Genomic DNA, 14,396 nt, shown 5'->3' with positions numbered 1-14,396 from the left:
GTCAGTTCGCGGAGTCGTCGGCGCCCACGAAGGCGCGGGCCGCATCGAGGATGACCGGTGGAACTTCCGCGAGTTCGTCCGGAGGGGCGTCGCGGAGCACTCGGCGGACGTGACTGGCCAAGAGCCGGACCGACTTGCGGTGCCGCTGCTTCCACCACAGGTGGAGAACGGCCGTGTCCCGTGTGAGGGGGACGACCAGCCCGTGGAGGGTCGAGACGAGGTCGGCGACGTTCTCCTCGGGATCCGCTCCGTCCAGCCCCAGCAAAGCTGCCGCCAGCATGAGGAGGAGCGTGTCCGTCGAGTAGCGGACGGCGGCCCGTGGCCGCAGCATCCCAGCCACCGCGGCCGTCGGGAGCCGGTCCGCGTCGAGGCTCAACTGCCGGTAGAACAGCAGCATCGTGCGTCGCATCGACTCCTGCCCGAGGGCTCCGTCCTCCATGAACCCGGCGCACTGCTCGTACAGCCCCAGCAGTTCCTCGTCCGTTGTGCCGAGACCGCTCGCCAGCCAGAGCGACGTCAGGCTGTGCGCCAGCGACGTGGCCGCACCGTCCGGCCGCCCCACGAACGTGGTGACCGACGATCCCAGCCATTTGAACAGGGGATCGACGGCGTGCAGGACCACCGCGTCGTTGGTACCGCCCGACACCGACATCTTGTGCCGGATCTGGTCCGGATAGGGCCGTGACCAGGCCACGCGCCGGTTGCGGCCCTCGTGGCGCAGCGCCCAGCCGTACAGCCAGTAGGGGTCGACCGGTTGTGGCGCGTCCAGGAGGTCCGCGGCCGGGCGGATGTCGAGTTCTCTCCGGTCGCCGTTCCAGGTGTTGCGCATGCTGATCGCCAGGGCGAAGTCGGTCCACTCGGGTTCGCTGAGCGCCGACCTCCACAGCAGGACACGCCGGTGCCAGACACCGGCCGGGTTCGTGTCGAGGGGGAACAGCTCGCTCGCCTTGACTCCCCCCGTCACCAGAAGCGTCAGCATCAGCATGTTCGCGCCGTAGAGCCCGTGACGCGACGAGGTGCCCCGCGCCCTCGGCCGGTACTCCGGGAAACGGTGCTCGATGCGGTTGCGGTGATCGGCCATGACGGTGATCAGCAGCTCACCGAGCCGCTCCCGTTCCTCGGCGGGGATGCGCTGGATCCGCGCGCCGACGAAGCGGAGCATCTGCCGGGACGAGAGTGAGGCGAAGGACAGCAGTACGTACAGCAGGTCGTCATCCACTCCGGCGTGGCCCAGGGCCAGCGCGGGCCGCTGGCCGAGCAGCCCGTGGAGCAGCTGCACGGCGAGGCGCGCGGCGAGGTACTCGCCGAAGGTCGCGTGGAGGAACTCGTACGTCGTCAGCCGCTGGTCGTCACGCAGTGCCTGCGCCCGCTGCACGAAGAAGAACCGGCCGAGGGCGATGTCCGCCTGGTCGAGCTCCGCCCGGAAAGTGTCCTTGTTGCTCGCAGGCTCATGGCGGCCCAGCAGAGCGGCCAGGTCCTGCTCCAGTTCGGCCGTGGTGATCCACTGACGATGGCGGTTGAGCATGCCGAAGGAGATGAGGGACAGCCGTTGGAGCTCCTGCTCGACCCGCCGTTCACGCTCCCGCTCGGTCAGCCCCGAGGAGGACTTGGCGATCTCGCGGACGGCGAACGAGACCAGTAACTCCTCGTACAGTTCCGCCTCCCCCAGCGGCTCGTCACCTTCGGCGCCGAACTGCAGCGCGTTGCCGTCGGCGTCGTAGAGCGCGAGCATGAGAAGCAGCAGGGGCTGGGATGCGAGAGCCTGGTGGCGTACGGCGACGCCGGCGGGCAGCGCGCGAAGTCCCTCGGCCTGGAAGAAGGAGCCGTTGAGGCGGTTCCAGAGATCGAGCCAGCGCTCGATCTGCTGCTGCCGGAACGGTTCGAGACGCAGCGCCACCGCTCCGTGCGGATACCGCGCCCGGTCCGCGACAGCGGTCCTGCTGGTGACGACGGCGAGTACGGGACGCCCTTGATCGGCCTCCCTCTCCTGGAAGCGCGCGACGCGGATCAGGAAGTCCGACTGGCTGACGCCGGTGGCCTGGAGCAGCTCGTCGAAGCCGTCGAAGAGGAGGACGGGGACGGCCCCTTCGGCCGCCCGGACCAGGTCGGGCCAGGTCGTCCGCTCGCCGGTCGCTGACCGGACGGCGTACTCGATCTGGTCCTGTACGTCGGCGTCCGCCGGTACCTCGCGCAGGACGATGCGCACCGGCAGGAACCCGGCCGAAGGCAGCCTCGCGGCCAGGATCTTCGTCAGTACGGACTTTCCGGCACCGGGCTGGCCGAGCACCACCAGCGGCGCGGTCGTCGACGCGACCGAGGTGAGTGTCCCGGCCAGGTACTCGGTGAGGTCGGAACGCACGTCCACCCCCTCCCACCACTCCTCCTCGGCCGGGCCCTGCGTGCCCTCGAGTACGGCGCGGACACGGAAGTCGGGATCGACGTACCCCTCGCCGAGGGTGGGAAGGACGACTCCCGAACGGGCCTGGCCCTCGGCCAGGATCGCGCGTGCCAGTGCGGCCCGGTAGCCGGTGGCGAGACCCTGCGCCGCGTGGGTGAGCGGCCGCTGGGGGCTCAGCCCCGCCAGGGCGGTCTCGATGCCGGTGAGGGCCTGGCGCAGGCTCGTGCGGGTGGCCTGGTGCTCGATCTGGCCGGACCAGAAGCCGAACTCCGGTACTTCGAGGGCGAGTTGGGTGTACAGATCCTGGAAGCGCCCGACCGCCGTCTCGCACAGCTCGGTGCCCAGCGCGCTCTCGGCCGCGCCGCGCCGCGTCGCGTCCAGCCCGTCCCACACCGCCAGCCCGTGGAGGAAGGTCTTCAGCCGGACCGAGAGCTCCAGGTACCAGAAGCGGAGATCGACGAGGGTCTGCTCGTACGGCACGTGCGGGGCGGGTTGCGGCGCACCGGTCGCGACCAGACGCCGGACGAAGCTGTGCGCCGCGTCCGAACCGCCGGCCAGTGCGATCTGCTCGCGCCGCGTGAGCCGCGCCTCGGCCAGGTCGAAGGGGAGTTCCACCTCCCCGAGGGCCTCGAAGTACGCCGTCACCACCAGCACCGCGTGCGCCGCCGCGATCCGTTCCGTGCGCTCGGCCCGCTCCGAGGTGCCCAGCCGCTCCCGCAGCCCGGACGTGAGATCACGGCCGAGAGCCAGGACCCCTCCCCGCGCCGCGAACAGGTTGAGCACCGCGTCGCTCGCCCCGCCCGTAGCCATCGACAGCGCGCCGCCGAGCGCCTGGTCGGCCGCCGTCAGCGCCGCGCTGTCGCCGCCGAGGATCGCCACCGCGTCGCTGTAACTGAGAAGTCGTCGCCCCCGCACCGTTCTGGTTTATCACCGCAGGCGGTCACAGGCGTCCGGCTTCGACGATCCGCCGCAGGAACCGCCGGGTGCGTTCCTCCTGCGGGTCGCCGAAGACCTGCTCCGGCGTGCCGCGCTCCAGCACCACTCCGTCGTCCAGGAAGCACACCTGGTCGGCGACTTCGCGCGCGAAGCCCATCTCGTGCGTGGCGAGGACCATCGTCATGCCGTCGCCCTTGAGGTCCCGTACGACGTTGAGCACCTCGCCCACCAGCTCCGGGTCCAGCGCCGCCGTGATCTCGTCGAGCAGGAGAAGACGCGGGCGTACCGCGAGGGCGCGGGCGATGGCGACGCGTTGCTGCTGGCCGCCGCTGAGGCGGTCCGGGTAGGCCCCGGCCTTCTCCGCGAGGCCGAGCCGGTCGAGGAGTTCGCGCGCCCGCCGGGTGGCCTGCTCGCGCGGGACGCCGTGGACGCGGTGCGGGGCCAGGGTGATGTTCTCCAGCACCGTCATGTGCGGGAAGAGGTTGTACGCCTGGAAGACGACGCCGATACGGCGGCGTACGGCGTCCGCGTCGGCGCCGGGGTCCGTGATGTCCTCGCCGTCGAGGAAGATCACGCCGTCGTCGATCTCCTCCAGGAGGTTCGCGCAGCGCAGCAGCGTCGACTTGCCCGAGCCGGACGCGCCGATGAGGGCGGTCACGGTGTGCGGGGCGACGTCGAGGTTCACGTCGCGCAGCACGAGCGTGTCGCGTCCGAAGGCCTTGCGTACGTTCTCCAGCCGCAGGACCGGTGTCATGTGGTGCCTCCCTGGGCTCGCTGCCGGTCCATCCGGGCGGTGACCCAGTCGGTGAGGCGCGTCATCGGGATGGTCAGCGCCACGAAGACGAGGCCGGCGACGACGTACGGCGTGTAGTTGAACTCCTTGCTGGCGATGATCTGCGCCGCGTACACGGCGTCGACGGCGCCCGCGATCGACACGAGCCCGGTGTCCTTCTGGAGCGACACCAGGTCGTTGAGCAGCGGCGGCACCACCCGGCGCACCGCCTGCGGCAGTACCACGAAGCGCAGTGCCTGGCCGCTGGAGAGACCGAGCGAGCGTGCGGCCGCCCGCTGCGAGGGGTGGACGGACTCGATGCCGGCGCGGAAGACCTCGGCGACGTACGCCGAATAGGTCAGGGTGAGCGCCGCGCCGCCGAGCAGGACGGGGTCGGTGGTGACACCGGCCAGGCGCAGGGCGGGTACGCCGAAGACCACCAGCAGGAGGCAGATGATCAGCGGAAGGCCGCGGAAGAAGTCGGTGTACGCCGCCGCCAGGGCGCGCAGCGGGAAGAACACCGGTCCGCGCAGGGTGCGGGCGACGGCGAGGAGCATGCCGATGACGAGGACGGCGGCTCCGCAGACGACCAGCAGCCGCAGGTTGAGCCAGAGGCCGTCGACGACCTCGGGCAGTGCCTCGCGGGCGTACTCGGCGCTGAAGAAGGTCTCGCGGGTGCGCGGCCAGCCGGGCGAGCGCGTGACGACGAGGAAGAGGACCGCCCCGGTGACCAGGGTGCTGAGCGCGGCGACGGCGGTGGCGCGGCGGGTGCGGGCGCGCCGGTGGCGCTCGCGGGCGAGGCGCCGGGCGGAGGGGACGTACTCCCGCGTCCGCGTCGCCGTTTCGGCCTTCTCCACCGTCACTTGAGCACCGGTGCGTCGGCGGCGTCGGACAGCCACCGCTTCTCCAGCGCCGCGAGCGTCCCGTCCGCGCGCAGGGCGTCCACGGCGCCGCTCACGCAGGACGTGAGCCCGCTGTCCTTGTCGAGTACGAGCCCGAACTGCTCGGCCGCGCCCCCGGCGTTCTCCAGCTGGCCGACGATCCTCGCTTCGGGCACCTCGGCCGAGGTGATGTAGAACGCGGTGGGGAGGTCGAGGACGATCGCTTCGACCTGGCCGTTCTTGAGGGCGGTCTTGGCGAAGTCGTTCTTCTGGAAGACGGCCGGCCGCTGCTTGGGCCTGATGACGTCGCGGATGACGTCCAGGCTCGTCGAGCCGACCTGGGCGCCGAGCTTGACGTCCTTCAGGCCGGCCAGCGTGCCGGCCTCGGCGGCCTTGGACGACTTGAGGGCGATGACGGCCTGGCGGACGTCGTAGTAGCCGGAGGAGAAGGAGACGGCCTTCTTGCGGCTTTCGCTGATGGAGATCTGGTTGAGGTCGAAGTCGAACTTCTTCTCGCCGGGCGCGAAAGCGGTGTTGAACGGCACGGTCTGCCACACCACCTGGTCCTTGCCGTAGCCGAGCTGCTTCGCCACGGCGTGCGCGACGGCCGACTCGAAGCCCTTGCCGTTGGCCGGGTCGTCGTCCTCGAACCAGGGCGCGTACGCGGGCTTGTCGGTGCCGATGGTGAGCTTGCCCGGTACTTCGGTGGGCAGTTCGCCGGGCGCGCAGCTCGCCGTGGCGTCGGGCGCGGCGGCCGGGGACTCGGGCTGCGGGGCGCAGCCGGTGACGGCGGCGACGGCCGTGACGGTGAGCGCGGCGAAGGTCGCGAACGGCGCGAGGGCGGTCGTGCGGCGGCGGGGCCGGCTGGCAGGGCGCATGGCGGGAGCGTCGCAGTGGGCGAGGGCGTTTGTCCAGGTCACGGCGGGAAACGTCCGCATCCTGAAATGATGGCCGCGCAGTGTTGCGGGTGCGTGAACTCCAACCGGTTCAGGCGCCCGGGGCGAAGCGCTCGCGGTAGGCGCTGGGAGTCAGGCCGGTGCGGCGGCGCAGCTGGGCGCGGAGGTTGGCGGCCGTACCGAGTCCGCTGGCGCGGGCCACGGACTCGACGGCGGGGTCGCCGCGTTCCATCAGGCGGCAGGCCAGGGCGACCCGTTCGGCGGTGAGCCAGGCCAGGGGGGTGGTGCCGAGCTGGGCGCGGAACCTGCGGTGCAGGGTCGCCGGGCTGACGGCCGCGTGCGCGGCGAGGGCGGTGACGGTCAGGGGTGCGGCGAGCCGTTCCCTGGCCCAGGCGAGGAGCGGGCCGAGCGACAGGTCGGCGGAGGCGGCGGCCGAGGGGAGCGGGTGCTCGACGAACTGGCGCTGCCCGCCGTCACGGTGGGCGGCGAAGACGAGGCGCCGGCTCACGGAGACCGCGGCCTCCACGCCGTGGTCGCGGCGGACCAGGTGGAGGCCGAGGTCCAGGGCGGCGGCGCTGCCGGCGGCGGTGAGGATGTCGCCGTCGTCGACGAACAGCACGTCCGGTTCGAGCCGGACCGCGGGGAAGCGGGCCCGGAAGGAGTCCGCCCACTGCCAGTGCGCGGTGGCGCGGCGCCCGTCCAGTACCCCCGCTTCCGCGAGGGTGAAGGCGCCGCTGCAGAAGCCGACGAGGCGCGCGCCCCGTGCGTGGGCCCGCCGGACGGCGTCCAGTACGCGGGGGCGGCGCGGCACCTCGGTGTCCGGCCGGTTGGGGACGATCAGGGTGTCCGCGGTGTCGGCCGCCGCCAGCTCCGCGACCCCGGTGAGTGTGAAGAACCCGTCCCTCATGAGGGTGCGGGGCTCGGGGGAACAGAGCGCGAAGTCGTAGAGCTCCCGGCCGAGTTCGGGCCGGCGCAGGCCGAACACGTCGGTGACGCAGCCGAGTTCGAAGGGGTTGGAGTTCTCGTCGACGATCACGACGACCCGGTGGAGGCGGGGCCGGGACGCCGCCTGCGAGGATTCTTGCGCCATGTGCGATTCGTAGCACTCACGGCGGACGGACACCAGGGACGACGATGAGGCCATGGCAACGAACGCACCGCACACCCGGCAGGAATCCCCCGTCGCGCTCACCGACGCCCTCGGCTCCTTCGACGCGCTGTGGAGCCCGCGCATCGTGACCCGCGTCAACGACTACGACGTACGCGTCGCCAAGGTCCGCGGCGAGCACGTCTGGCACGTCCACGAGGACACGGACGAGTTCTTCCAGGTACTGGAGGGTGAGCTGACCATCGCGCTGCGCGAGGGGGGCGAGGACGGCGCGGAGCGGTCCGTGGTCCTGCCCGCCGGCTCGGTCCACGTCGTGCCGCGCGGCACGTGGCACAAGCCGTCGGCGGCGGCCGGCGCGTCGATCCTGCTGTTCGAGCCGACGGGCACGTCCACCGTGGGCGACCGCCACGATCCTGTCCCGGCGCACGTGGACGCGACCACCGGGCACGCGCTCTGACGGAACGGAGCCACGTTTGGGCGCCGGAGACGATCTTCAATAGGATCCGGCGATGATCACAAGAAAACGGCTGACGGCAAGGGCGTTCGGCCTGCTCGTCGCCCTGGCCGCCGGCCTGCTCCCGGCCGGCCCCGCCGCAGCCGCCGCTGCCGCCGACGAACCGGACGCGCGCGAGTCCCCCAAGGTCGAACTGGTCCTCGACGTCAGCGGCTCCATGCGGGCCAAGGACATCGACGGCCAGTCCCGGATGGCGGCCGCCAAGCAGGCGTTCAACGACGTACTGGACGCCGTGCCCGAGGAGGTGCTGCTGGGCATACGCACCCTCGGCGCCGACTATCCCGGCGACAACCGCAAGACAGGCTGCAAGGACACCCGGCAGCTGTACCCGGTCGGCCCGCTGGACAGGACCGAGGCCAAGACCGCCGTCGCCACCCTGGCGCCGACCGGCTGGACGCCGATCGGCCCCGCCCTCCTCGGCGCGGCCGACGACCTCGAAGGCGGCAACGGCACACGCAGGATCGTGCTCATCACCGACGGCGAGGACACCTGCGGTCCGCTCGACCCGTGCGAAGTGGCCCGTGAGATCGCCGCGAAGGGCACCCACCTGGTCGTCGACACCCTCGGCCTGGTCCCGAACGCGAAGATCCGCCGGCAGCTCACCTGCATCGCGGAGGCGACCGGCGGCACGTACACGGCCGTACAGCACACCGATGAACTGTCCAGCCGGGTCAAGCAGTTGGTGGACCGCGCGGCCGACCCGGTCGTCAAGCCGGTCGCGACCGACGGCGCGGACCGGTGCGCGGACGCGCCGCGGCTGACGGCGGGCCTCTACACCGACCGCGAGGAGTTCTCCGAGCACCGCTGGTACCGGGTCGACGTACTGCCCGGTCAGGAACTGCGGGCCGCGGTCAGCGTCGGCGCCGACCGCGCCGTGAACCGCGACTACGGCGTACTGCTGCGGGCGGTGACCACGCGCGGCCGCGAGATCGTGCGCGGCGAGGAGGCGGGGGACGGCCGTACGGACGTGATCTCGACCGGGCTGCGCTATCCGAAGGCCCCGCTGGACGACGACACCGCCGACGAGGTGAAACCGGCGGCGGAGACCGTGTGTCTCCAGGTCAGCAACTCCTTCTCCGCTCCCCCGTCCGTCAAGACGACGCCCGGTCTGCCGGTCGAGCTGGCCGTCGACCTGGTGGACGGCCCCGACGAGGCGTCGGACGTCGCCTCCTTCGGTCTCGGGCACGGCTGGTGGCTGCTCGGCGTGCTCGCTCTGACCGGCCTGCTCGCCGGTCTCGTGTGGGGCTGGCTCTCGCGCTGGCGCCTCGCCGTATGGAGGACGAACTGATGCGTACGACGACACGGATGCTGAGCGGGGTCCTGCTGGCGGGCGCGGCGCTCTTCCAGGCGGCCGCTCCCGTCCTCGCCGACCCGGCCCCCTCGCCGGGGGCCTCCGGGGACGGCGAGGAGCAGGCGGCGCCGACGGAGGCGGGCACCGCCTTCCGTACGGCGGTGAAGATCCGGCAGGACCAGCCGGCCACGGCCGAGGCGTCCACCGGTGACTACCTCTACTGGGTGTTCGACGCCGACGCGGGGCGCACCGCCACCGTGCGGGCCACGGTGAAGCTGCCGGAGGCGGCGGCCCGGCACGGCGCGGCCACGTGGCGGCTCGACGTGTACGACGGACTGCGCCGGCGTCAGGCCTGCGTGCACGGCGGCCAGACGAAGGCGGCGCCGGCCGGCGCGGCTTCCGTCACCGTTTCCTGCACGCTGCGGACGGTGCGGGCCTGGGCGGAGCCGTGGGCCGACGATCCACTGCCGGGGAGTTACTTCGTACGGCTGACGGTCGCCGATCTGCCGCAGGAGGACCTCGGCCTGCCGGTGCGCGCGGAGGTCCTCGCGACGGCGAAGGACGCGGGCGGGGCACGGGCGGTGGACGGCACGCTGGCGGTGCCGCTGGTGCCGGGCGCGTCGGACGCGGAGGTGGCCGAAGCGGCCGACGGGGCCTTCTCGTCGGGCTGGTGGTCCTCGCGCTGGATCTGGACGGTGGGCGGGGGCGTCCTCGGGGCGGCCGCGGCGATCGCCGGGTACACCGTGACGCGGGGCGCGGGGCGGCCCTCACGGGTGCCGCCGGGCGCCTGAGCGACGCCCGCGCGCCGGTCGACTCCGGGCAGCCCCCGCCCGGGTCACCGGGCGCGCCCGGCGTCATGGGGCAGGGGTGCGCGGGGCGCCCGGCGGCGTACGGCAGGTGGCGCACGGGGCTTGTGGAGCGGCTTCGCGGTCAGCACGCTGGCCCCATGACCACACCCGCCACCGGTCCGGTCCCGCCCCCTGTGACAGCCCGGCCGGCCCGCTCCCGCCGGGCGCTGGTCGCGGGGTCCGTCGGCAACTTCATCGAGTGGTACGAGTTCGGCGTCTACGGCTACTTCGCCACCGTCATCGCGGCGCACTTCTTCACCCCCGAGGGGGGCAGCGAGGTGGAGGCGCTCGTCAAGACCTACGCGTCGTTCGCCCTCGCGTTCTTCTTCCGGCCCGTCGGGGCGGCGCTGTTCGGGCGGCTCGGTGACCGGATCGGCCGCCGGCCGACGCTCATCCTGGTCATCTGCCTGATGACCGCCGCCACGACGCTGATCGGCGCGCTGCCGACGTACGCCTCCATCGGTGCGGCCGCGCCGTGGCTGCTGACGCTGCTGCGGATCCTGCAAGGGCTCTCGGCGGGCGGCGAGTTCGGCGGGGCGGTGTCGGTCATGACGGAGTTCGCCCCGCCGGGCCGCCGGGGCCTGTACGGGGCGTGGCAGTCGTTCACGGTGGCGCTCGGCCTGCTCGCGGGCGCCGGCGCGGCGGCGCTCCTCGCGACCGTGCTGACCACGTCGCAGCTGAACGGGTGGGGCTGGCGGGTGCCGTTCCTCCTGACGCTTCCGCTCGGGCTCGTCGCGCTGTGGCTGCGGCTGCGGCTGGACGAGACGCCGGCCTTCGCGTCGGCCGTCGTCGAGAAGAGCGCACCCGCGCGGCGGCCGCCCGCCGGGGAGACGGTCAGGGCCGTCGCGCTGGGCGCCGGGCGGCTGATGGGCTGGTCGGCGGCCGGCTACACCTTCCTGGTCGTCCTCCCCTCGTACCTCCAGAGCACGCTGAACGCGACGTTCCAGCAGGCGCTCGTCGCCACCGTCCTGGCCAACCTCGGGTTCGCGGCCTCGATCCTGCCCGCCGGCGCGGTCAGCGACCGGATCGGGCGGCGGACGGTGATGGTCGCCGGCGCGCTGCTGGTCGCGGTGCTCGCGCTGCCGCTGCTGAACCTGGTGCAGGACCCGGGGACGCCGACGTACGCGAAGGGGGCGGCGCTCTTCGGCGCGGGGGCCGCCGTCGGGCTGATGGCGGGGCCGGGGCCCGCGATGCTGGCCGAGATGTTCCCGACCACGGTGCGCTACACGGGGCTCGGGCTGGCGTACGCGCTGTCCAACGCGGTGTTCTCGGGCTGCGCGGGGCTGATCATCACCCAGGTCGTCGAGCGGACCGGGAATGCCGACATTCCCGCGTACTACGCGGCGGCGGCCTGCGCGGTGAGCCTCGCCGCGCTGCTGACGCTGCGCGGCGAGGCTCACCACCGGGCGCTGCGGTGAGCGCCCTGCGGGTGATCGGGCTGATGTCCGGCACGTCGTACGACGCCATCGACGCGGCCGCCGCCGAGCTCGTCCTCGACGGGGACACGCTGGTGCTCACGCCGCTGGGCCTGATCAGCACGGCGTACGACGACGACCTGCGGGCGGCGCTGGCCGGGGCGCTGCCGCCCGCCGCGACGGATCTGGCCACGGTGTGCCGGCTGGACACGCGCATCGGCCAGGCGTTCGCGGCGGCAGCGGTCCGGGCCGACCTGGAACTGTGCGACGGGCGGGCCGGCTTGATTGCCTCGCACGGGCAGACCGTCTACCACTGGACCGAGGCCGGCCGGGTGCACGGCACGCTCCAGATCGGCGAGCCCGCCTGGATCGCCGAGGCGACCGGCCGCCCCGTCGTCTCGGGCTTCCGTACGCGGGACGTGGCCGCCGGGGGCCAGGGCGCGCCGCTGGTGAGCGTCGTCGACGTCATGTGGCTGCGGGGGCGGCCGGGGGTGCCCGTGGCGCTCAACCTGGGCGGGATCGGGAACGTCACGGTGGCCTCCGACGGGGCGGGCGGCGGACCGCTGGCCTTCGACACCGGGCCGGGCAACGCGCTGATCGACGCGGCCGTCCAGGAGCCGGCGGCCCGTGAAGCCCTCGGTGGGGCGTACTCCATGGACGTGGACGGCGCGCTCGCCGCACGGGGCCGGGTGCGTCCGCCGTTGCTGCGACGGCTGCTGGACGAGCCGTACTACGCCCGGCCCGCGCCGAAGACGACGGGCAAGGAGCTGTTCCATCTGCCCTACCTGCGCGCGGCCCTCGGCGCGTTCGGGCCACTGCCCGTCGAGGACGTGGTGGCCACGCTGACCCGGCTCACGGCCCGGACCGTCGCCGACGCCGTCCGGCCCTTCGGGGCGACGGAGGTGATCGCGTCGGGCGGGGGGACCCGCAACCCGGTGCTGATGGAGTGGCTGCGGGAGGAGTTGGGCGGCGGAGGCGGCGTACCGCTGCGGACGTCGGACGAGCTGGGGCTGCCGTCGGACGCGAAGGAGGCGTACGCCTTCGCCGTGCTGGGCTGGCTGACCGCGCACGGCCTGCCGGGCACCGTGCCTTCGTGCACCGGCGCCCGGCGCGCGAGCGTCCTCGGCTCGGTGACGCCGGGCGGACCCGGCCTGCGGCTGCCGGAGCCGCTGACGTCGGCGCCCGGCCGCCTCACGATTCACGCCAACGGCAACTCCCGCCCCTTTACCGCGCGTTGACCGCACCCGTACGCTCCCCGCCACCGCTTGATCACCGGACGGCAGACGGAGGGCGCACCACCATGAGACTTCGGAACAGACCCGCGCTTCTCGCGGTGACGGGGGCGCTCCTCGTCGCCTGCGCCGTCGGCACCACACCGCCGGCCACGGCGGCGACAGGAGCGGCAGTGACGTCGGGGGCGGTGGCGGGAGCGCCGCACCCCGTGACGGAGCACGCCGAGGTGGTGCCGGTCCAGCGGACGGGGCCGGCCGGCCGGCGGTTCAACCTGGTCGTTCTCGGTGACGGGTACACGGCCGGTGACATGGCGGCCTTCCGCGCCGATGTCGACAAGCACCTCAACGTGCTGTGGAGCACGGAGCCGTTCGCCTCCTACCGTTCGTACATCAACGTCTGGGCGGTGCAGGTGCCGTCCGCCGAGTCGGGCGTCGACTGCGATCCTGGCCTCGACGCACCCCGCCGCGACACCCCGCTGGACATGGGCTTCTGGGGCGGCTGCAACCCGGCGAGTGTGCAGCGGCTGCTGTCGATCGACGCGGCGGCGGCGACCGCCCTGGCCGATCTGGTCCCCGGTTCGAACAGCTCCAACCGGCAGATCGTCGGTCTCGCCAACAGTGCGACGTACGGCGGCGCGGGCGGCACCTTCGCCACGGCGTCCGGCGGCAACGCGCTGTCGTCGCTCATCACGCCGCACGAGATCGGGCACTCGCTGGGCAAGCTCCAGGACGAGTACGACTACTACGCGCGCGGAGTGCCCGGCGGTACGTACCAGGGCGGGGAGCCGGACTCCGCCCACCACACACTCCTCACCGAGCGGCAGATGCGCGCCGAGCGGCGCAAGTGGTGGCGCTGGCTGGGCGAGCGCAGCGACGCCGGCGGTGTCATCGGACGTCATGAGGGCGGCATGTACCAGACGAAGGGGGTGTGGCGGCCGAGCAGGCACTCCCTGATGAAGACGCTCGGTTACTCCTTCGACCAGGTGGAGCGGGAGGTGATGACGCGGGCGATCTCCGCCAAGGTGAACCTGGTGCAGGGGCACACCCCGAACGGCGGACCGGTCGGCGACGACCGGACGGTGTGGGTCGACACACTGCATCCGGTGGGCGGCGAACTCGACACCGTGTGGCGGCTCGACGGCCGCCGGGTGGGCGGCACGGCGGGCGAGCGCAGCCTGGACCTGCGGCGCCTCGGGCTGCGCGAGGGCCGCCGGCACACCCTCACAGCGACGGTGTCCGACCCGACCCCGTTCGTGCGGGACCCCGGGATCCGCGCCTCGTCGGCGCTGACCCGCACCGTCACGTGGACGGTCGACCCGTCCCTCACGACGCGACCGTCGCCCGTCGCAGCCGCGTTCACGGGTCACACCGCGACCGCCGCCCCGGTGGGGGCCGAGTCGGTCGTGTACGCCGACACCACCCACCCCACGGACCGCGACCCGCGCGTGCGGTGGACACTCGACGGGCGGCCGGTCCGCAACCCCGGCAACGACCGCGACCTGGACCTCGGAGCGCTGGCGCCGGGCGGCGGCAGCCACGTCCTGACGGCGCGCATCGCCGGTACGGAGCGGACGCTGACCTGGACGGTCGACGCGACACCCGCGACAGCGGCGTACGCGCTGTCCGATCCGCTGCGCACGGTGCGGCGGCCGGGCAGGCCGGTGGAGTACGTCTATGACGGGCCGTTCACGATGAAGCTGACGGCGCGGGACGATCAGGACGGGTACGTGGTCACGCAGTTCCGGGTCGACGGCGACGGCTGGTACACGTACTTCGGCTGGCCGACGGACGCGGACGCCCCGTTCCTCTTCACGCCGGGCGGCACGGTCATCGACGACCTGGTGTACGGCAAGCTCGGCACGCCGCGCGTCGTGCCGTGGGACGACGCGACGCCGGAGTACGGCGCGCACACGATCGAGTACCGCACGATCGACTCGGCGGGCAACACGGGCCCGGCGAGGGCGTTCCGGGTCACGCTGGTTCCGCCGGGAGCGGGGGCGGGCGTCGGCCGGTAGCGGTACGGGCCGGGGGGTGGCGGGGGTGTTCCCCGCCACCCGCCGTTCCGAACCGGGGCGCCCCCGACCCCGCTTCTGGCCCCCTGCGGG

Annotated in this window: 11 protein-coding genes; 6 read left to right on the top strand and 5 right to left on the bottom strand. The window is 73.1% G+C overall.

Going from position 1 to position 14,396, the window contains the following annotated elements; translation table 11 throughout:
• Nucleotide 1: 1 nt before the first annotated feature.
• The 5 genes from IE185_RS17615 to IE185_RS17595 all read right to left on the bottom strand — a co-directional run bounded on the left by IE185_RS17615 (nt 2) and on the right by IE185_RS17595 (nt 6,973).
• Entirely contained in the window at nt 2–3,277 is a 3,276-nt protein-coding gene (locus IE185_RS17615) for an NACHT domain-containing protein (RefSeq protein ID WP_138895385.1), read from the bottom strand.
• A 61-nt stretch (nt 3,278–3,338) separates the two neighbouring features.
• Nucleotides 3,339–4,088 (bottom strand): amino acid ABC transporter ATP-binding protein, encoded by a 750-nt coding sequence (locus IE185_RS17610; RefSeq protein ID WP_138895384.1) that lies wholly within the window; start codon nt 4,086–4,088, stop codon nt 3,339–3,341.
• Entirely contained in the window at nt 4,085–4,969 is an 885-nt protein-coding gene (locus IE185_RS17605; RefSeq protein WP_373303733.1) for an amino acid ABC transporter permease, read from the bottom strand. Before IE185_RS17605 ends, IE185_RS17610 begins: the two co-directional genes overlap by 4 nt.
• The gene (locus tag IE185_RS17600) at nt 4,966–5,865 is read right to left on the bottom strand and encodes an ABC transporter substrate-binding protein (protein WP_373303734.1); all 900 of its coding nucleotides are present in this window, start codon (nt 5,863–5,865) and stop codon (nt 4,966–4,968) included. The genes IE185_RS17605 and IE185_RS17600 overlap by 4 nt, the downstream gene beginning before the upstream one ends.
• Before the next feature lie 109 nt (nt 5,866–5,974).
• Nucleotides 5,975–6,973: a GlxA family transcriptional regulator gene (locus IE185_RS17595; RefSeq protein WP_138895382.1), complete on the bottom strand. Its 999-nt coding sequence runs from the start codon at nt 6,971–6,973 to the stop codon at nt 5,975–5,977.
• A gap of 52 nt (nt 6,974–7,025) precedes the next feature.
• Between IE185_RS17595 and IE185_RS17590 the strand changes: the two genes are divergently transcribed.
• From IE185_RS17590 to IE185_RS17565, 6 genes are all read left to right on the top strand, one after another.
• Nucleotides 7,026–7,448: a cupin domain-containing protein gene (locus IE185_RS17590; protein WP_138895381.1), complete on the top strand. Its 423-nt coding sequence runs from the start codon at nt 7,026–7,028 to the stop codon at nt 7,446–7,448.
• Between the two features lie 52 nt (nt 7,449–7,500).
• Nucleotides 7,501–8,793, top strand: a complete 1,293-nt coding sequence (locus IE185_RS17585) for a VWA domain-containing protein (RefSeq protein WP_138895380.1) — start codon at nt 7,501–7,503, stop codon at nt 8,791–8,793.
• Nucleotides 8,793–9,587 carry a hypothetical protein gene (locus tag IE185_RS17580; RefSeq protein ID WP_189715473.1) on the top strand — a complete coding sequence of 265 codons (795 nt, stop codon included), beginning with the start codon at nt 8,793–8,795 and terminating at the stop codon, nt 9,585–9,587. Before IE185_RS17585 ends, IE185_RS17580 begins: the two co-directional genes overlap by 1 nt.
• Nucleotides 9,588–9,742: 155 nt before the next feature.
• Nucleotides 9,743–11,062 (top strand): MFS transporter, encoded by a 1,320-nt coding sequence (locus IE185_RS17575; RefSeq protein ID WP_138898337.1) that lies wholly within the window; start codon nt 9,743–9,745, stop codon nt 11,060–11,062.
• A gap of 5 nt (nt 11,063–11,067) precedes the next feature.
• Entirely contained in the window at nt 11,068–12,297 is a 1,230-nt protein-coding gene (locus tag IE185_RS17570; RefSeq protein WP_138898338.1) for an anhydro-N-acetylmuramic acid kinase, read from the top strand.
• Nucleotides 12,298–12,359: 62 nt separating this feature from the next.
• Nucleotides 12,360–14,306 (top strand): M64 family metallopeptidase, encoded by a 1,947-nt coding sequence (locus IE185_RS17565; protein WP_138898336.1) that lies wholly within the window; start codon nt 12,360–12,362, stop codon nt 14,304–14,306.
• The last annotated feature ends 90 nt before the right edge of the window (nt 14,307–14,396 follow it).

The organism is Streptomyces chryseus, from assembly GCF_014650755.1.
GTDB lineage: Bacteria > Actinomycetota > Actinomycetes > Streptomycetales > Streptomycetaceae > Streptomyces > Streptomyces chryseus.
Note: the sequence above shows the minus strand (reverse complement) of the source record. Positions and strands in the feature narration are given on the sequence as shown.